Genomic DNA, 19,016 nt, shown 5'->3' with positions numbered 1-19,016 from the left:
TGACTTCCTTGATCGGAAGTCCGCCAAAGCCAACCACTTTTTAATTTTTTAGCGCATCCCTATGGGATGGCTGTGAAAATAGATCGGGATTTTGAATTGCGCACCTGGCGCGTGGAAACGAACCGAGGACCTCGAAGCTTCCAGACGATGCTGGATAGCCACCCGCGCGTTCTTCCCGATGGGACCGTCCTCATCAAAGATCTTGCGGGAGACTTATATCAGATCAACGACCCGCAATCCCTCGATCGTCGTTCGCGTCACCGACTGTCGATCTACATTGATTAGATCTGAGCGCTCAATCGATAGCTCCCCGGCGCACCGAGTTCACCGGTCGGTTCTAGCAGCAGAGCGCAACCGGTGTGGATGGTCAGGTAAATGCCATCCTTTCGACCAGTGAGAAGAAAAGAAGCTAGCTCAGGAACAAAGGGAAAATGTGAGCACAAGATCCAGGTGTTACTCTGTTCTTTCATGCGACGGCTAAATCGGATCGCATTACCCTCGGGCGTGGTATTTTCATCGACCTCCACTTCGCCTCGTAATCCGAGCTCCCGATGCCAAATCGCGGCAGTCTGTCTCGCTCGTTCATAGGGGCTGGAAATTAGGTGCGCACTGCTGCCAAGCTTAAATCTCTCTGTAACCGCCTGGACAGCCGTTTCCACTTCCTGTCTTCCGGCATCCGTCAATGCACGCATCGCGTCCTGACTGGCGTGTCCTGCCTCGCCATGACGCATTAGAATGAGGGATGTATGCGTGATGGATTTCACGTTAGTTCAGTCTTCAATTTGGCCTGGTATGAATACACGACAACGATTTGCCGTAGGAAGTTGCATATCAGTTTCAATTCAGGTCGGCGAAGCAGCCTTCAAAGCAAAGCCTAGTTTCGAAATTTTACAAAAATTCTTAAAGCTCATCTGGCTCGGATTCGGCCGCGGGTGGGGCGTCAAATGACCATTGAGGCTCACCCATTTTTCCCCAGATCCGGATTGGCATCGCCGCCGTCACCGGCCTGAGCAAAGCTGCGAACAAACTATAAATTGGGGTCTCTGCCATATTGCCGGGTCGCAGGCGCACTTTCAGGTCAAGATAATCCTCGATCAGGTTATAAGTGCCACTTCCATTGAGTCGTGCTCCCGGGCCCTCTCCGTCAATACGCGTGAGATGAATCGTGTCGCCCTTAAGATCGAAGTCGGTTTTCAGCCGATGAATGGATAGGGAGCCGATGGGAAATGCGGTGTTCTCTAGCATTCCTGTGATGCCTCCAAACACTCGAGTTTTAGCGAAACCCTCATCATAGACTTCTAAATGGCCCGATCCGGTCTGCCCAAACAAATCCCCCAAGGGCCCCACACTCTTTAGACGTAGATCGATATTCGCACGAGGATCAGGATCGACAGCCGCTACCGCCTCTACCTCCGCGATCAAGATGGGAAATACGTCGAATAGACGATCCTTTTGAAAATTCATTATCTCCACGTCAACAGCCATGGTCTCCTCCTCACCCCCATAATTAAAGGTGAGCGTCCCCCCTGCCGTTCCGCCTCCCATTTCAACATCGATGAGGGCCACCTCTATTTTACGACGATCTGCTAGGACTTCGAGCAGCCCCCTGTCCATGCCTACCCCGTAGGCTCGACCGGGTCCGCTGGACTGCAGCGTTATCTGATGCTGCTCCGGAAGCAGCCGCTCTTCGAAGCGCACTCGATTGCCATACACCAGTCCTGAAGCACTGAAAAACGGCTTCGATTCAAATTCAAATGCTGCTGGGATGAATCTCAGTGAATCAGGTAAAACGGCCTCCACCATTGAGGGCATCACCGCGCCCTGAAAATCATATTCCAAGGCATGCAGAGCGGAGCGATCGGGCAAGAATGTCCACGAGAGGCGCCCTTGGCCGTTTCCGTCCTCAGCCAGGAAATCGATATCGTAGACCTCGGTATATTTCGCCCGGCCATGTACTTTTGCGGAGCCTCCTTGAACCCAAGCCCCGCCATAAGCGGCTCGATCAAATTCAGCCCCGACGAAAAACTTTGTCTGATAGCGGACTCCTATCTGAGTTTTGAGATGCAGGTCGCCTCGAGCCGGTACATCCGCGTCAAAGGTGAAGTCTTTCCATATGTCAGCCCACCAGCTTGGAAACCAGGAATTGATGAGCGTCGGAACTGTCTCTACTTGAGCGAACAGCTCTAACTCTCTCGAGTCCAAATCAAAATCCAGAGAACCCGAGGCTTCGATTGCTTCCCCATCTACATCAAACCGATTGAGCTGTACCACTTTGTTCGCGAACTCGCCCTCAGCGACCAAGTTATGAACCTGCACGCCGTGGTATACTGCGGGACCGGATGCAATATCGAAACTCACATGGTCTAAATCCCAACCTGAACTAAGCGTGATGTCTGCATCTCCTGATAAACTAGAAAACTCCACGGCACTGAGAAGGCTCTCAGGAACCTCGAAGGCGATCGAATCGATTGCAGACAAGCCAAGATTTCTCAGGCTCAGGGCAAGTTCGCCAGCTTGTTGGGCCACATCAATCTCACCAGAAAGCGCAATCCGAGCATCCATCCAGGTCAGATCGATATCTGACGAAATGCGCTTCAAATCCCCGTCTGGTAGAGAAAAACGACCCTGCATCCAATCGACGGGCTTATCCAGCCAGGGCAGCTCCAGTGTTTCGGCAGCGACATCCAGCAATCCGGGTTTCCATGCCGAATTTACCGTGCCTTCAACGATAGGCGCGTCCCAGACGCCACGGAGTTGTAAGCGATTAAAGGCGACCCTGTCTCCCCATTTCAATGACTCAATCTCAGCGCGGAGCTCAGGGGCATCGATCTGTTCAGTATCCCATGATATTTCAAATTCAAGTAAAGTGCGCCCGATCTCCAATCCACCTGGAAGCTGCTCGACCCCCAGCGCACTGGCGAACAGTGACACCGTCTGTCGCGTGTCCTCGATACCGGCTTTAAGAAGAATTACCGGGCGATCTACACGGCGCAGCTGACTAAGCAGATTGAGCCATTGATGCATCCATTCGGTAACTTCACGCGGAGCAGTCGGTCCCTCGGTTTCCTGCTGTGCACCCAACACCCACCGAGGAAACCAGCGCGGTTCCACCACTCCTGCCACAACAGCCTTTAGATGCTCAGAAAAGAAAATCGCATGATCGATCGAGAACCCGAGAGCTTTACGGGAAAGCCTGATAGATCCATTGCTGACCAAAACCTCGCGTACACCTGTCGGAGAAACGATAGCCGGGAGCGCTATCTCCACCTCATCCATGCTCAACCATTCAGGACGCGCGCGCATGAAAAGCATCGCTCCTAAATCGAGGTCAGCTGCTATCGACCCGATACGCAGCGAAGGTGACTGATCACCGGGATAGAACAGCTCAATATTTTCGATATACCCAACACCGTCGGTGCGGAACGCCGCAGACTCGATCTCTAGGGTAAAGGGCGCTGTATAGCGACTCAGTACCCATGAGACCATGGGAGCCGGGAGAACAACTCGATCGTGGCGCCACAAGTTCCAAGCTAGATAGATCTGTCCGATTAACAAAACTGCCAGAAAACCCGTGAATGCCCAGAGCAAGCAGTGGAGGCACAGGCGACTGGTTTTGACGATCATTCCAAGGCTGAATTGTCCGCATCGGGCGCGCCAAGTTCCTCAGGTTGCGAAGTTTCTTCCGATGTTACCGGAACACCTTCAACCGCAGGAGGGCGGTAAAGCTCAGATGGTTTGCGCTCAAAGAAAAGCTGGTGGAGCGCGTCGATCATATCGGGTGACACCTGGAAAACCGCATCCAGCCAAGGGCTCCCCCCGGCCTGGAAAGAGCCCGACAGTCGCCGGGTGAAGAAAAGAGAACGATCCTCCAAGCGAAATGCATCCTGATCCGTGGGTAACGCGAGTGTGTAAGTAAGCTTCAATGACCATGGCTCCACGCCGTCCTCAACACTTACGCCGTCCATCTCGAATGAATCGTCGAGAAATCGAGACACCTCAACGCGGCCCAACATTTCGATCAAATCGAAGAAAGGACCCTGCACATCCGTCGGCCAATTTTCGATATGTATGGGCCAGGTCTCCGTAAGTGGATCTATTTGCTCAGACAATAAAACTTCAGCTTCTCCCTCAATGAGTCGCTCTACCCGTAGCGCCGAAATCTGAATCTGCGGTGAGAGACTTTGGATGACTCGGTTTCGGTAGTAAAGCGGGTCGAGGATCCAGGGGGCTGTCACCTGACGTGGTAGCGCATAGACGAAGGGTTCGTCAGCGCGTTTTCCGTAAACAATGGGCGTGCCATCGAGAAGCAACCCTTCTTTACCCACCAAAAATGTTATCGGAGCGGCGTCTCCCTGCTCTATCAATATTTCCCAGACAGGTGGAACCAGGCCAAAACGATCTAGATCACTCTCAGTTGGTACATCACTCACAAACTCTATTGCGCGTACGCCTGAGAGTGAACCCATCAAACGTGCAACGGTCGGCAGATCTGCATCATAAGGGATTATCCCCTCACCTCCCGCCGAGTCCAAAACCTGCCACAAGCCATTCTCTAAGCGGCGGAGTGAAACATTCCCTTCGCGCTCAAGGGTCACACCCGTAACCGCTTCTAGATCGACCTGCAGGAAGTCGCGATCCCGCAGAGCCCTCTGAGCAGTGAGTAATGTATCAAAAGGCTCCGAGGGAACGAGAAAGAGGCTATCGCGATCTGCACGTTGTCCTAGATATACGCCTGTTTTGCCATTGGGTGGCTCACCTAAAATGAGCGTTTCCCGACCCCGACTGCCTTCTAATGTAATACGTAAGAGGGGGTCCACAATTGTCGCAGATCCGGCGACCTCGCCCGCATCCAGAAAGCGGATGGCTTCGAGGGTATTCAGCTGTTGGAGAGTATTTTCAACCATACCCCGGTCGGCATCGACTTCGATCGGTGCCTCAAATTTCCACAGAGTCTGTTGGCGCGCCAGCCGTACGGTAAGGTCCCCATTCGTTGTGACACGCATCACCAACTGTCTCACTTCGTAATCTGGAATGCGGAAAATCCGGGCATCGCGCAGTGATTCAAGATCGACTACCAGACTCGATAACAAGCTCCTCGAAGTCACATGCACGGTCCTCTGATCCGTCCCCAAGACGTAGACGCGATCACCGATCTCAGTCGGCGCACCCACCTTAACGGCTAAGGTCTCTCCGTCCGGGAGTTCAATCCCCAGCTCGATGCGTGCAGGTTCTAACCCATAGTCGGCAAGCGTCTTACCGGCGCGCTCAATTTCATCGAGATCAAACTGAATCTCAGGCTGAACAAACTGTAGCTGAGCCAGAATGCGTTCCACAGCATCGCGCCGCGCCGGCCAGTCTAAAGGTTCAGTCAGGACCCACTGGTCTCCATCCAGGGAAAAAGAACGGCGCGACTGAATGAGACCATCTTCACCCCGTGCGGCAAGCGTTAGGCCAACCGCATCCTGCACCTCAGGCCCCACAATTCCGCGCGTGGTATTATCCGACGATCCGCTGCTTGCTGCATCTCGATAGATGATTAGACCAAACACCAACAAATTGGCTATAAAGAGAACGACTGTGAGCTTGAGACGCATGAGGACTTAGAATCGGCGCAGGCTTAAGATAGATACCCCAAAGAGGCCAACCGTTCCAGGAACGATCATGAACCAGAGCAAGAGACTGCTTAAGTCGGGATCTGCAATCACGAGTTTGTATTCCTGGATAGGCCGTGGCGGGATCGATAGGAGCTCGTTGCGCTCCACAGCCCAATTGAAGACGTTGCTCATTAACACACGGTTCCCGTATGCATCTAGGCGCCCGTTGGCCAACATGTCAGCGTTACCAAAGACTGCTAGCCGACCACCAGTCAGTGAAAGACCGAGATCTGAACCCACCACACGCTCAGCGATGCAAGCCAAGGGCACCGGTCCGGCAAGGTCCACCCGAGGATCAAACTCTGGATCCGTAGCCTGGGTCGACCGTTCTCCCCAACTTTGGTCAGACGAAGCCATAATAGCTTGAACACTCAAGCTATCATCCATGGGTGCACCCGGATGAGGCCGCACCGGTCGGGTGGATCCCGTCAGAATTGAGAGTTGATACTCAATTAGGAAACTCGAAATCGGATGATCTGGGGAGAACCTGCGGATGAGGCTGTCCCCTCCCGAGATCTTCGCCTGAGGGTTCCGCTCCACAATAATGCGGTCGTCCGCCAACACTCCCCAATCATAAAACAGCCCATCAAAGCCGTGCGTCAGGTACGGCGTGAGAAAAACGATCAAACAACCCTGATCCTCCAGGTAAGCACGCAATACTTCGGCAGCACGCCCAGAAATCGGTGCCTGAGCACCCACGGATACCACGGCATCGGCATCCCCTGGAATCGAACTGACTGTTGAAATATCGAGCGCCGCCAGCTCGAACCCGCGTTCGAGCAGATACTGTTTTAATCGAGAGAGCCCACGTGCGGGGTCGATCTGGTCCAAGCTCATCTCGCCGTGCCCCACAAGAAAATAGAGTTTGGGCTGTGTTTCGCGTGACACTTCGGACAAGGCAGCTGTGAAGACTTCTTCACCATTAAATCCGGTGATTTCTCCCTCCTCATTCACCTCGTAGAGCTTACTGTGATCAATCCGACGGCGACGCTCCCCACTCACGAAAAGTATAGCATTCTCCGAGTCGAGACCATGCAGGCTGACGAGCTCCTGAGCTCGGGCCCGCTGACGGTATATATCAACATACTCGACCGACAGACTCCCATCACCCTCGGCTTGGCTGGTTTGCGCATACTCGTCCAGCATCCTACGCACATCATTATAAATATTCTCATCTGCCTGCTCCGTGAGCGTGACGATGACTTCGACCGGAGTTGCCAGAGCCTTGACCAAGGCAGCGCTCTCCGGAGATAGAGAATACCGCGCGTTCATGGTGAGGTCACTGCGCCAATAAGCTTCGGAAGCCAAGAAATTGAGCCCGACAATAAACGCGGTCGCCAATATGCCCTGAAGCCAGCGATTGACCAACTTGATGCGTTTTACCCAGGTAAATGTGGTGATGCCTGACATGATCGTTTAAGCTCTTGCCTCGACGTTGATGGATGCCAGGGCCAAGAGCAAAGCAGACATGCTACTGTAGTAAAAAACAGGGCGTGAATCGAAGATGCCTCTGGAAAAATCCTCCAGGTGCTGGGTGATTCTTAGATAAGCCAAGGGCTCGTTCAAAAGCTGGGTAAATCCGCTGTTCTCCAGATCTAGAGGAATGTTGTTCAATAGGTTGGCCAAGACGATGATGAGGAAAAGCAGCGTAAACGTTAGCATCCCTGCGACCAATTGAGACCGAGTCAGGCTGCTAGCAAAGATACCCACGGCTATAAATAACAAGCCACTGAACCATACAAAAGATAGCCCGCCCAGGACGGGAGCCCAGTCAAGGAGTTGCCCTCCAAAGCTGGCATCGGGCTGCCGCCAAAGAAAAATCTGCGGAAAAATCATCGTGAGTGCCCAGAGGCCACAATAGAGAATGTAAGCCGCCAAAAATTTACCCACCACCACAGCACCCGGCCCCACCTGAGTCGTGAGCAACGTGCTAAGCGTTCCCGTCCGCCGTTCTTCAGCTAAGCTTTTCATAGTGAGCAGCGGCACAACGAATAGGCAGGGAAACCAAAAATTGCGGAAAAACTCCGTGGTAGGTAGATCCTCAGAGGCCACCAGTGTCAGATCGCGAACGATAGACCAGTAGACCAGAGCCATGAGCGCCAAAAATAAAACGCTGGCGACATAAGTGGACGGGGCAATCACGAGCATTCTTAACTCGTGGCGAAAAATGAGAAAAGTGTTACGCATCGCTGTCGTTTGCCTCCTTGGCCAAAGCCGCCTCCACTTTTTGCTCCCCCGTAAACAGCGGCTGCGTCATTCCCGATGGCATCCCACGTTGTTCCCAACTCCGACGTGTGGCCTGCATAAATACTTCCTCAAGCGTTGGGGTGATGGCACGAAGTTCACGCGTCTTGCAGGTTTCCAAATGGAGCAACAGCTGCGCGATCTTCTCGCCTTGTAGAGCTGAACCTTCTGACGCTTCAATGCGAAATCTAGAGAACCCGTCAGTCGTCTCAGGTGCTACCTCCACCTCTTCACAATCGCAGCCCAACTCAGACTTGAGCCGCTGCGAAAATTCTCCCGGTTGGCCTGAAACTACCAGTTCGAATCGTTTGCCTGGGAGATAAGTCTGGCGTAACTCCTCAGTCGTACCCTGCGCCACCACCCGGCCATGATTGATAATGATGACTTTGTCACAGCAGGCTTCGATCTCGGGAAGAATATGAGATGATAGGATGACTGAAATCTGACCTCGCAGGCTATCAATCAGCTCACGCATAGCATGTATTTGATGCGGATCTAGACCAATTGTGGGCTCATCCATAATGATCACATCCGGCTCAGCTAGGAGCGCATCGGCGATTCCGACACGCTGCCGGAAACCTTTTGATAGCGTGCCTATCAATTTGCGCCGGGCTTTGCGCTGAAGGTCGCACTGATCCATCACAGCGTTAACGCGCTTGCTTTGCAGCTTTCTGGGGATGCGCTTTAAACATGCGCGAAAACGTAGGTATTCGCTCACACGCATGTCTTCCGGCAGCGGATTATTCTCAGGCATGTATGCCAGCCGTGCCTTAATACGTTCTGGATGCACCGCGACATTTTCTCCCATCACGTAGGCCTCGCCCGCATCGGCAACCATCAGCCCTGCGAGGATCCGCATCGTGGTACTTTTGCCAGCACCATTGGGACCCAAAAAGCCGACAATCTCACCCGGTTTCATTTGGAAAGTCACATCTTCTACCGCCGTCATCCGCCCAAAACGCTTCGCCAGCTGCCGCACGTTGATTGCGAGCTGGGGCTCTGGAGATTTCAGAGAAGAAGCAGATTCCATAGACAGAGAGGTCTGTAAAAAGACTACCTTAGACCAGAGATGTTGCTTCCCTGCAAAGCATTTTCTCGGCTTAGACAAACGAGGCCTATCATTATAAAGCAGCTAATTCCCCTTGCAGCCTGGGGTCGGCATACTACCTATTCTACCCATGCAAACTTACCTCGATCTACTGCGTCATGTGCTAGAAAATGGAGAATTCCGGGAAGATCGAACAGGAGTCGGCACCTATGCGGTGTTTGGGGCACAAACCCGCTACGACCTCAGCGCGGGATTTCCCCTACTGACCACGAAAAAACTCCATACACGTTCTATCTTTCACGAACTGCTGTGGTTTCTCAAAGGCGAAACCAACATTCGCTATCTCAAAGAGAACAAAGTCACCATCTGGGATGAATGGGCTGACGAGGATGGAAACCTAGGTCGCGTTTACGGTGCGCAGTGGACGGACTGGCGTGGGCCAAAGGGCGCATCGATCAACCAAATCGACAAGCTCATTGAAGGCATCAAGAAGAGCCCTTTCAGCAGACGTCACATTGTTTCTGCATGGAATCCTGGCGAGGTCGAAGACATGGCTCTCCCTCCCTGCCACGCACTGTTTCAATTTTTCGTCTCTCAGAGCGGAAAATTGAGCTGCCAGCTCTACCAACGCTCAGCAGATATTTTTTTAGGAGTTCCCTTTAATATAGCTTCCTATGCATTGCTGACAGCCATGGTCGCTCAAGTGTGCGATCTCGACGTAGGCGACTTCGTGCATACCTTTGGAGACTTACACCTCTATTCAAACCACGTGGAACAAGCCAAAACGCAACTTGAGCGCACTCCGCGCCCGCTGTCGCAGCTTAAATTGAATCCTGAGGTCAAAAATATCACTGATTTTACCTACGAGGATATCTCTATCGAGGACTACGATCCACACCCCACCATCAAAGCTCCGATTGCTGTCTGATGCCCATTCCCAAACTCGAGTATACGCCCAAAAAACCGTGGCGGGCCATCGCTGCCATGTCGAAAAATCGCGTGATCGGACAAGGCAACACCATCCCATGGCATTACTCCGAAGATTTTAAATACTTCAAGCAACAGACACTCGGCGCGTCCATGCTCATGGGAAGTAAAACTTATGCCTCCATCGGTCGCCCCCTGCCAAAGCGCACCACCATCGTTTTGTCGCGGCAGCCGAAACCTAATGACATACCCGAGAAGGTTGTTTGGATAAATGCGTTGGCCGAGCTCGACACCCTCGACCTGCCTGAGCCACTTTGGCTCTGCGGCGGCGCACAAATATACTCCGCGGCTTTGCATCTATGTGAGGACCTGCTGCTCACGATCATCGATATTGAGTGTGCTGGTGACGCCTTCTTTCCCGAATTCAACGATCTCTTCCCGCAACAAGAAATCGTCGGAAAATCTGACGGACTGACCTGGTATCGATTCTATCGCTAACAAACAAACCGAGCCCACTCAGCTGCTGGCATGTTCGTTCAGGATATCCATATCCACAAACTCGAGGACCGATGCATGGGTGGCTTCTAGCTTCAACGGGGGAGCCACATCGGATTCCAATGCCTCAATCCAGCGATTCAAGCACACGCACCAGAAGTCTCCTGACTTTAATCCGGGAAACGAATACTCCGGGCGCGGCGTGATGAGGTCATTTCCATTTTCGAACGAAAATTGAAGAAAATCCTCCGTCATCCTGGCACAGACTGTGTGCATTCCCAGATCATCGGCGCAGGTATCGCAGACGCCGGTGCGAAAAAACCCAGTCATAGGATCAGTGCTGCAAGGGACGAGGTCCCGGCCGAATATGTTGCGAGCCATGGATCCAAATGACTCGGCTAAGCAGCTGGAGTCAAGCAATGGCTGTCGCCACCACTCTACGCGAGGAACCTGACTATTAATCAGTTCCCCGCAGATCGAGTTACACCCAAAAATAAGAAGCCACTTCATGCTCGAAGCGGCTTCAAAATACAGATCAATTGTAGGAGCGGACCGCTTTAGAGTCGTTTACCGTCTGCTTGCTAGTTGTTTGGTGGATGATTCCCGTCTCTGCTTTGTGTGAACGTCAGGCTGTAAATAATGTTTCAAGGCTCGTAAAATTTCCGCTTCGCATAAGCAGAATTTAGAATTCAAAACATTAACTTTACTTTGTAACGCAAGTTACTCATGTTTAACCCATGAAGACCCTCGAAATACCTAATAAAAAACCTCCGGACCTAGAGTCTGCTTCTCCTGTAGAACGCGTCCGCTGGGCCCTCGACACCTATCAAGACGAACTGATTCTTTCGACGAGCTTCGGCATACAAAGCGCCGTCATGCTACACTTGGTTTCCAACGTTTCTAAGGAAGTGCCCGTTGTCTTTATAGATACAGGCTACCATTTTGAAGAGACCTATAAGTTTGCAGACGAGCTTACCCAACGCCTACAGCTCAACCTCAAAGTCTATTCACCGCTGATGACCGCAGCGCGCCAAGAGGCTCTCTATGGGAAACGCTGGGAACAAGGCCTCGAAGGGCTCGAAGCTTACAATCAGGACAACAAGGTCGAACCGATGAACCGAGCAGTCACCGAACTTGGTGCCACTGCATGGCTGTCTGGATTACGCCGAAGCCAGGCATCCACACGGGAGCTTCTACCCATCGTCAAAAGGCAGAACAAGGTGACTAAAATACATCCTATCGCCGACTGGTCAGACAAAGATGTCTATCAATACCTCACTGAACACGATTTACCATATCACCCACTTTGGGATGAAGGCTACGTCTCAGTGGGCGATTGGCACAGCACTACCAGGCTAGCCGACGGAATGACTGCAGAAGAGACACGCTTTGGCGGCCTCAAGCGCGAGTGCGGACTCCACGAGTATGCGGACCGTGCAGATTATCAGATTTAGAGCGTGCTCGATTTAATCTGGTAGATTTCGTTTCGGCGGCGACGAAGCGCCGCCCTCCAGCGCTCTTTACGATTCGTGGGGCATGCTTTGGCGTGAGCTCTAACCTACTCGACGGTAATCGCTCGCGCGATCACCCTACAAAACATTCGCACGCCTGAATTTCTGACCACAGATTACACGGATATTCACAGATCTTTATGAATAAGAGAGATTTACGAAAGAGATAATCGGCCACGGAAATCTATGGGATAACGCGTATGGATACTTCGCCAATTCGCAGGATATTCGTGTAACTTTCATCCTTCTAGAGGACAATCATAAACACCTAATAACAAAATACTTATCTGTGTATATCTGCGTAATCTGTGGTCCAGGAAAAATTCGAATTCCTATGGGATGACTGTGAATGAGAAACTCACATGTTACTCACATACTGTGCGCACAAATTAAACACAGTCGTCTATGTTTTCAAACCCTTGAATATCAGTATTTTAAAAATTAAATTTTAACATTAAAGAAGTTCGTATATCAAACGACGACGATGCATTACTTGAAAGTTGTCACCACCATACGTCTCGCATCTCAAGCCGCAACGGATCAGAGCTGAACGTCGAACGGAGCAAAGATTTCCTGCCCATTGATCTTCACTTGGGCGAACAAGCGATAATGTCCACGCTCAGGTAAATTCACCAGAAACTGTAACTGGCCGTCGAGATCCACTGCATCAGTGCCATACATCGCGAGCTCCAGAGGATGCATGTGCTTGTAGCCTGTCCGTTCGGTGTTAAATGCCACCATGTGTCCAATGGCACCCATGGTCAGTTCGAGCTCTGCCGGTTCTCCTGCTTCCGTCTCAATCGCAACGGCAACGGGTGTATCGCGCCCACGCCGTAGCGCATCATATTTGAGGACGAAACGCATCCCTGCTTGAGTCGATTCACGCTGCTCCCCGCCCGCGGGTGAAATTGCTTCGCCGCTCACGGAGATTTCGCCCATAGCCACCACTTGTCGCTTCGTCCTGACGGGAACAGCTTCGACAAACACACGATACGTTCCCGGCTTTTCCGGATTGAAATTGAATGTGTAAGTTCCCGTGGCCCCCTGAGGTTCGGGATGCACGTGATGGTAGTCTTCGAGTGAAGGATCAATAATCATTACATGCAAGCGCTCGGTGTGCGTGATTGCGAGCTCGTGGGGCAAAATAGGTTGATCGCCTCGTGCTAGAATCTGCATGGCGATCTCAGTAGTTTCGCCGACATTCAATGTCTGCCGATCCGAGCTCAGTTCAAGGCTCACTGGATATTGCACGCGTGTCAGATCCAGCCAACCCGCATGGTTGACGGCAGCGCACACCTCAGTCCCATCCGCTAAAACCTCAGTCACCTCGTAATGCAAAAAGCTGCACTCCGAGTTGGGCATATTTCTAAGAGCAAAGTACCCAACGACGAAGCCGAGCGTAATAAGGCATATTTGAACTGGAACAGTCATGATGCAGTTTCCTGATTTTCGATGCGTTCGCGCAACACATCTTCAAATTCTTTGGCGCTCCAACGTGAGCCATCCTTGCGATGAATAATCTTACCCATCGGTGATATAACGAAGGTCGAGACGGTATGCTCGATCGTGCCGTCCGCCGCAAATGCAATGATTCCAAATTGACGATACAAATCGTCCATTGCGCGCGCGGGTCCCGTGAGCAGAGAAAAATTATCCAAATCCAATCCCCGTGTCTCAGCATATTCCCTGAGGATGCCCGGCGTGTCGTATTCTGGGTCCAGCGTAAAAGACACAAACTCCACTTGCTCCGACCAGCCAGCATCGTTCACCGAACGTTGTAGACGAGCCATCCGCATTGTCTGTGCTGGGCACATTTCTGGCGTCGGGCAACGCGTGAAAATGAAATTGAGCACAATGTAACGCCCACGCCAACTCTCGGGAGTCGTGACCTCACCCATCTCGTTCCAAAGACCGAATGGCGGGACATAATCTCCCCGATTGCGCATTACCCGACGTCCACGTTCGACTGTATCGCGACGCAAATCGCTGTTCTTCCTGCGCATCACAGCCGCGCTTGATTCGTCAAACGGAAACACCCCCGTCAGCAATTGTGAACCATCCTCACGCTCCGCAATCGTCGCCGTAACCCGCTTACCTACATAGTCATTCGCGAAATCCCCCGGCGAAGCATCCACCCACACCCCAGAGTCCGGCAAACCTTCCCCAGAAACACGGTAAGCTGTCGATTCGTCAGAACGCTCAAGAACGTCGAACACGGCAGCTAGAGTCACATTGACTGCACCGTAAACTAAAATTAGACCAAGAAGACGGAGGGACATTCCAAGAGGTTGATCCAGTTGACCCGCGATTCAAGTGAGTTTGTTCACTTCCCGACCCGTTGGGGGGTGTGGCCAGAAGCGCGTGGAGCCCCATCGCCCTCAAAATCTCGCTAATGCAAGCAACCTAATCCGCGTAGAATACTCCAGTCTATTGTGACGGTGGGTTTCAAGGTGTGTCACTCGCAGTCTGATACTCAGGAGCGAGCAGCTGGGTATATCTTGGCTCGCTGAGTCGCTTGCCGATCAAAGTGATATGGGCACAGTGTTCTGGTGATCGCACCAGTCTGCCCAGTGCCTGATTTATCTTTTGCATGCCCGGGATAATATAGGCCTGTTGGAAGGCCGTGTCATTCCCATGGAGTTCAGAAAAGTATTCTCTTAGGGCTTCGCGTTGGGGGCTGAGCTCAGGGAGTGCAGGCCCAATAACTGCCGCGTGACTGATGTGTCCACCTAAGATATCGATTCCCTCAGAAAAGCTGCTTCCCAGAATAAGAAATAACAAATCTGATGTGTACAGACTTTTTCCGATGAAACGAGTCTGCTCATCTATATTGAGCCCTTTCTCCTGAATCACTACGCGGAGGTGTGGTGCTATTACTTCGAGGTAGACCCGAATCGTCTCAGCATAGGCGTAAGAGGAGAAAAATGCGACGGCGGGTAATGAGTCGGCACTTTCCGCAAGTTCTGCCAGGAGTGCTGAAATTTCTTGGTGGAAGCGTTGGCGCTGTTTAAAGCGGGTATCGATTTTCGGCTTGTGCCGGATGGTATACCGTCCATCGCGCCAAGGAGCTTGTCCAACGATCCAGAGGGGTGTGTGCCCCGCTAAACCCAAACTACCCTCGGCGAACCGACAGGGTGACAGGGTGGCCGACATGAAGATAGTTCGTTTAAATGGACTTGTTGCCAATTCGATCTCTCTCGAAGCATCCAGGCAATCTATGCGAATGTTTGCGTCTCGTCCACCGATGAGCAGTAATGGAAAAGTCGCTAGTCTCAGAACCGTTTCTGCAAATAAGAGGTTGGATAAAGTCTGGGCTTCCTGTTCTTCAAGGTGTTCCCAAATGAATGCTCCTTTTTGGACGCTCCCTTTAAGGGATCTAAGCGTATCTGCCAGCGTGTAGTGCTTGGTGTCACTTAACTTTTGGTCTGGCTCCGAGCCTTTGATGCATTCAATCATCAAGTCGAGAGTCTGACAGATTTGGCTATAAGCAGAGCCTTCGAAAAACAACCGTGTCCTCAGAGACTCTGCGTCGGCTCGATTGAGCTCGATGCTCCAGGCTGCTGCAACGCGTCCAGGTAGGTTGTGCGCTTCGTCGATAATCAAGAGGGTGTGCTGAGGATTCCAGCCCCACGAGCTCTCAAGGAATCCCCGGACTCCGGGTGCGAAAATGTAGTTGTAGTCGGCGACTAGGATGTCTGCGAAGGGTAACGCCGCGCGGCTCACCTCATAGGGATCAAGGTCGTGTTCTTCTGAAAACTCTCTGATGCGTTCAAGGTAGAGGAAGCCGCCGTCAAACAATGTTGGGATGAGCGCATTTAATGACAAGAGACGTTCTGTGCTATCCTGACGGCTTGGGATTTGTGCTAGTCCATCATAATGATCCACTTGATTCCGCAACTGCATGACCAGCGGCGGGTCCTCAGACGTTTTTAGCATTTGGCTGAGTTGCTTGCATACTTGAATTTGCCCTGTGCTCTTTCCAGATAAGATAACTAAACGTTGCACCCAATTGCTGCGCATCGCATCGAGTCCGTGTTGTAAAACCAGTCCAGTTTTTCCGAAACCTGTGGGAGCTTCGAAGCAAACAGGCTTATCTGAGTCTCCTAGACTCTGGAATGCGTTCTGAACTTCCTCTTGGCCCGGGCGTAGTTCGGTGAAAGGGAGTTCGAAGGTTATTTGTAAACGCCGTTGCTCTGCGGCACGGCGACTCTCGAGAAACTCAACAAATTTATTGGCCTGTTCTTCAAGTCGCTCGTCTCCGTTTTCTATAATAATACGTTGAGTAAAGCCATCCTCGATATTTACCAACAGTAATACGCATTCGAGCTCCTGTTGCTTGTCTGGAAACGTCTGTTTGAATAAGGGAAGATAGCATGCCGCCTGGATCGGGTAGCTAGGATAGCGCGCCAGTAGTATGTCAGGATCATCTGGCAGGGATGTGCTCACGGTTTTGACTTCTCGAATTTCTCCCCCATTAGCGGTGCTCAGGTGTTGGTCGATTCTTCCTTGAAGTGCAAAAGTCCAATCGCCGAATACAAGCTCACCTTTGACTGATTTCTCGAATTCCGCTGTTTCGCCGTTCAGTGAGTATGTTTCCTCAGTGTTTTGTTGTAGCGTTGTATGCCATGCCTGTCCGACGCGCATGCGCCACAGGGTCTGGAAGCCACCCATCGTTCCGCCGGGTTGGCCGAACTCGGCGAAAGCGCGCACGCTCATAGAAACGCGGCGTTGGTCCATATCAATCTCCACAGCCTTAGGTTCCCAGGCCTCCTCCGCACGCGCAAGCTTGGAGCGCAATAGACTTTTATGACTGATTTCTTCCTTGTTGTCTGGATTTTAAATTGATGACAAGCGCGCCACTGTCTTGTCTGCGTTCATGGCTCGAACTGCATTGATTTCTGTTTCCGACAAGGCTGGCCTAGTGCCGTTTGCTGAGGCGCTAGCGAAGTTGGATTTTCGTATTTTGTCGACGGGGGGTACCGCGCATTTGCTGCGCGACGCTGGTCTGGAGGTGACCGATGTGAGTGACTACACCGGCTTTCCCGAGATGATGGAGGGGCGGGTCAAGACTCTCCACCCTAAGGTGCATGGTGGGTTGCTGTGTCGCCGTGATAAGACTGAGCATACGACGGTCGCCGCAGAGCACGGGATCGATATGATCGATTTAGTGGTGGTGAATCTATATCCTTTCGAAGCGACGGTTGCGAAAACAGGTGTCACGGTCGAAGAGGCTATTGAGAATATTGATATTGGTGGGCCTTCCATGCTACGCAGCGCGGCGAAAAACCACGCGAGCGTCACTGTGGTGACCGATCCGACCGACTACGATCGTGTGATTGAAGCCTTTCAATCTGGCAGTGATTTTTTGCCCCTCCGAAAAGAATTAGCTCTCAAAGTCTACCAGCGTACGGCAACGTATGATGCAGCGATTTCTGGATATCTAGCTAAAGTGGGGTATGGCCCAGAGAGTGACGCCTTGCCGGAAGCGATCTCTCTTTCACTACCCAAGACGGAAGCTATGCGCTACGGTGAGAATCCTCACCAAGCCGCAGCGCTTTACGGAAACTTCCATGATTTCTTTGAGCAGCTACATGGCAAGGCTCTGAGCTTTAATAATATCGTCGATACTCAAGCTGCTGCCGATTTGATGGATGAGTTCCACGGTGGCGCTCCCACTGTTGCGATCGTCAAACATACCAATCCGTGTGGTGTTGCTTCAGGTGACAGCTTACGTGCTGCATGGGATGCGGCGTTTGAGACCGACCGGCAGGCCCCGTTTGGTGGAATCATCGCAATGAATCACACCTGCGACTTGGCAATAGCAGAAGCCATCAGGGAGATTTTCTGTGAGATCATTATTGCTCCCGACTTTGAGCCCGATGCGCTCGCATTGCTCCAAAAGAAGAAGAATCTTCGACTGATGAGGCAGTTGAAGTCGCTTAAAGCAGACCGGCCTCTTGATATCAAAACCGTTGTGGGAGGGCTGCTCGTGCAAGAGGCCGATACAGAAGTCGACGATGTTGCTACGTTTGAAGTAGTGACCCAGCGCCAACCGACTGAAGAAGAATGGGCATCGATGTTGTTTGGCTGGAAAGTGGTCAAGCATGTGAAGTCTAACGCGGTCATCTATACCAAAGGCTCTCGAACCATTGGAATCGGTGCCGGACAAATGTCGCGTGTCGACAGTTCGCGCATTGCTGTGTGGAAAGCTGGTGAGGCTGGATTGCCACTTGCCGGGAGCACCGTCTGCAGCGACGCGCTGATCCCCTTTGCTGATGGATTGGTGGCGGCCGCCGAAGCGGGCGCTACAGCCTGTATTCAGACCGGTGGCTCACTGCGCGATGACGAAGTAATCGCGGCTGCTGACCAGCACGAGATGGCCATGGTGATTACACGCACGCGCCACTTTAAGCACTAAGTGAAGCGACCGAAGTGCTGAGTCCTGGGGTGCTAAAAGGCTGATATTTTCCATTGACCTCAAAACCGCCGAACTTTGTTGCGCCGACCGGGTCTACGCATATGGGTATGGAGTTCGCTATTGTGGGTGGATATTCACCCTAATCTGACGAATTTTAAATCATGGGCAAAGAGATCAAATGCGATGTTTGCGGAGCACCGGCGACCGTCCATCTCACGCAGATCATTGGTAACAAAATACACAAGATAAACCTCTGCGAAGCATGCGCGCAGAAGCTTGGCGTGATGGACCCCGGTGGATTCTCCCTGGCAGACTTGATAGACAAGGGATTGATTCCTGCACCCGATTCAGCCGAAGCGGATGACTCGCGTAGTGAGCATGCGTGCCCATCATGTGGGCTCACCGTATCCCAGCTGAACAAGACAGGTCGCCTCGGTTGCTCGGAGTGTTTCGAAGCGCTTGAAGACGAGGTGTTGCCAATGCTGGAGCGGATGCAGCCGGGCATACAACATTCCGGCAAGGTGCCGGAGGCAATGCTCGAGCGTGCGCGCCACCGCGAGGAAATGCAGGAATTGCGTGACAGACTCAACGGTGCAATTTCTGAAGAGCGCTACGAAGAAGCGGCCACGATACGAGATGAAATCCGTGACTTAGAGGTGTCCTCTGGAAACGACGAGGTCGACGCGTGAAGGATTTGATTCAGGATATTTTAGAGCATC

At 52.1% G+C, this 19,016-nt stretch carries 16 protein-coding genes; 6 read left to right on the top strand and 10 right to left on the bottom strand.

Features of this window, described 5'->3' with window-relative positions; genetic code table 11:
- Window positions 1-66: 66 nt before the first annotated feature.
- On the top strand, window positions 67-285 hold the full coding sequence (locus HRU10_07675) for a DUF1854 domain-containing protein (protein NRA27111.1): 219 nt from the start codon (window positions 67-69) through the stop codon (window positions 283-285).
- Here the strand turns inward: HRU10_07675 and HRU10_07670 are convergent.
- From HRU10_07670 to HRU10_07645, 6 genes are all read right to left on the bottom strand, one after another.
- Entirely contained in the window at window positions 282-731 is a 450-nt protein-coding gene (locus tag HRU10_07670) for a histidine phosphatase family protein (protein NRA27110.1), read from the bottom strand. The genes HRU10_07675 and HRU10_07670 overlap by 4 nt on opposite strands.
- A 169-nt stretch (window positions 732-900) precedes the next feature.
- A complete protein-coding gene (locus HRU10_07665) occupies window positions 901-3,624 on the bottom strand; it encodes a hypothetical protein (protein ID NRA27109.1) in 2,724 nt (907 codons plus the stop codon).
- Window positions 3,621-5,594, bottom strand: coding sequence for a DUF4340 domain-containing protein (locus HRU10_07660; protein ID NRA27108.1), 1,974 nt, complete (start codon window positions 5,592-5,594; stop codon window positions 3,621-3,623). Before HRU10_07660 ends, HRU10_07665 begins: the two co-directional genes overlap by 4 nt.
- A gap of 6 nt (window positions 5,595-5,600) precedes the next feature.
- The gene (locus tag HRU10_07655) at window positions 5,601-7,064 is read right to left on the bottom strand and encodes a GldG family protein (protein ID NRA27107.1); all 1,464 of its coding nucleotides are present in this window, start codon (window positions 7,062-7,064) and stop codon (window positions 5,601-5,603) included.
- A 6-nt stretch (window positions 7,065-7,070) separates the two neighbouring features.
- The gene (locus HRU10_07650; GenBank protein NRA27106.1) at window positions 7,071-7,841 is read right to left on the bottom strand and encodes an ABC transporter permease subunit; all 771 of its coding nucleotides are present in this window, start codon (window positions 7,839-7,841) and stop codon (window positions 7,071-7,073) included.
- The gene (locus HRU10_07645) at window positions 7,834-8,928 is read right to left on the bottom strand and encodes an ABC transporter ATP-binding protein (GenBank protein ID NRA27105.1); all 1,095 of its coding nucleotides are present in this window, start codon (window positions 8,926-8,928) and stop codon (window positions 7,834-7,836) included. Before HRU10_07645 ends, HRU10_07650 begins: the two co-directional genes overlap by 8 nt.
- Window positions 8,929-9,076: 148 nt before the next feature.
- On the opposite strand from HRU10_07645, the gene HRU10_07640 reads away from it, so the two are divergent.
- Together HRU10_07640 and HRU10_07635 are read left to right on the top strand one after the other, a co-directional pair.
- Complete coding sequence (locus tag HRU10_07640) at window positions 9,077-9,874, top strand: thymidylate synthase (protein ID NRA27104.1); 798 nt, start codon at window positions 9,077-9,079, stop codon at window positions 9,872-9,874.
- Window positions 9,874-10,371 carry a dihydrofolate reductase gene (locus HRU10_07635; GenBank protein NRA27103.1) on the top strand — a complete coding sequence of 166 codons (498 nt, stop codon included), beginning with the start codon at window positions 9,874-9,876 and terminating at the stop codon, window positions 10,369-10,371. The genes HRU10_07640 and HRU10_07635 overlap by 1 nt, the downstream gene beginning before the upstream one ends.
- An 18-nt stretch (window positions 10,372-10,389) precedes the next feature.
- Here the strand turns inward: HRU10_07635 and HRU10_07630 are convergent, their stop codons facing one another.
- A complete protein-coding gene (locus HRU10_07630) occupies window positions 10,390-10,749 on the bottom strand; it encodes a DUF2237 domain-containing protein (GenBank protein NRA27102.1) in 360 nt (119 codons plus the stop codon).
- Window positions 10,750-11,105: 356 nt separating this feature from the next.
- Here HRU10_07630 and HRU10_07625 point away from each other — a divergent pair, with 356 nt between their 5' ends.
- Window positions 11,106-11,822, top strand: a complete 717-nt coding sequence (locus tag HRU10_07625) for a phosphoadenylyl-sulfate reductase (GenBank protein ID NRA27101.1) — start codon at window positions 11,106-11,108, stop codon at window positions 11,820-11,822.
- A 597-nt stretch (window positions 11,823-12,419) separates the two neighbouring features.
- Here HRU10_07625 and HRU10_07620 read toward each other — a convergent pair.
- The 3 genes from HRU10_07620 to HRU10_07610 all read right to left on the bottom strand — a co-directional run bounded on the left by HRU10_07620 (window position 12,420) and on the right by HRU10_07610 (window position 16,676).
- The gene (locus HRU10_07620; protein NRA27100.1) at window positions 12,420-13,310 is read right to left on the bottom strand and encodes a hypothetical protein; all 891 of its coding nucleotides are present in this window, start codon (window positions 13,308-13,310) and stop codon (window positions 12,420-12,422) included.
- Window positions 13,307-13,882, bottom strand: coding sequence for an SCO family protein (locus HRU10_07615; GenBank protein NRA27099.1), 576 nt, complete (start codon window positions 13,880-13,882; stop codon window positions 13,307-13,309). Before HRU10_07615 ends, HRU10_07620 begins: the two co-directional genes overlap by 4 nt.
- Before the next feature lie 442 nt (window positions 13,883-14,324).
- A complete protein-coding gene (locus HRU10_07610) occupies window positions 14,325-16,676 on the bottom strand; it encodes a hypothetical protein (protein ID NRA27098.1) in 2,352 nt (783 codons plus the stop codon).
- Window positions 16,677-16,755: 79 nt separating this feature from the next.
- Here HRU10_07610 and purH point away from each other — a divergent pair, with 79 nt between their 5' ends.
- Window positions 16,756-18,297: a bifunctional phosphoribosylaminoimidazolecarboxamide formyltransferase/IMP cyclohydrolase gene (gene purH, locus HRU10_07605; protein NRA27097.1), complete on the top strand. Its 1,542-nt coding sequence runs from the start codon at window positions 16,756-16,758 to the stop codon at window positions 18,295-18,297.
- Between the two features lie 161 nt (window positions 18,298-18,458).
- Window positions 18,459-18,986 carry a UvrB/UvrC motif-containing protein gene (locus tag HRU10_07600; protein ID NRA27096.1) on the top strand — a complete coding sequence of 176 codons (528 nt, stop codon included), beginning with the start codon at window positions 18,459-18,461 and terminating at the stop codon, window positions 18,984-18,986.
- Window positions 18,987-19,016 lie beyond the last annotated feature (30 nt).

The organism is Opitutales bacterium, from assembly GCA_013215165.1.
In the GTDB taxonomy this organism is placed as follows: Bacteria; Verrucomicrobiota; Verrucomicrobiia; order Opitutales; family JABSRG01; genus JABSRG01.
The sequence above is the reverse complement of the archived record's forward strand: the minus strand, read 5'-3'. Positions and strand labels throughout refer to the sequence as shown.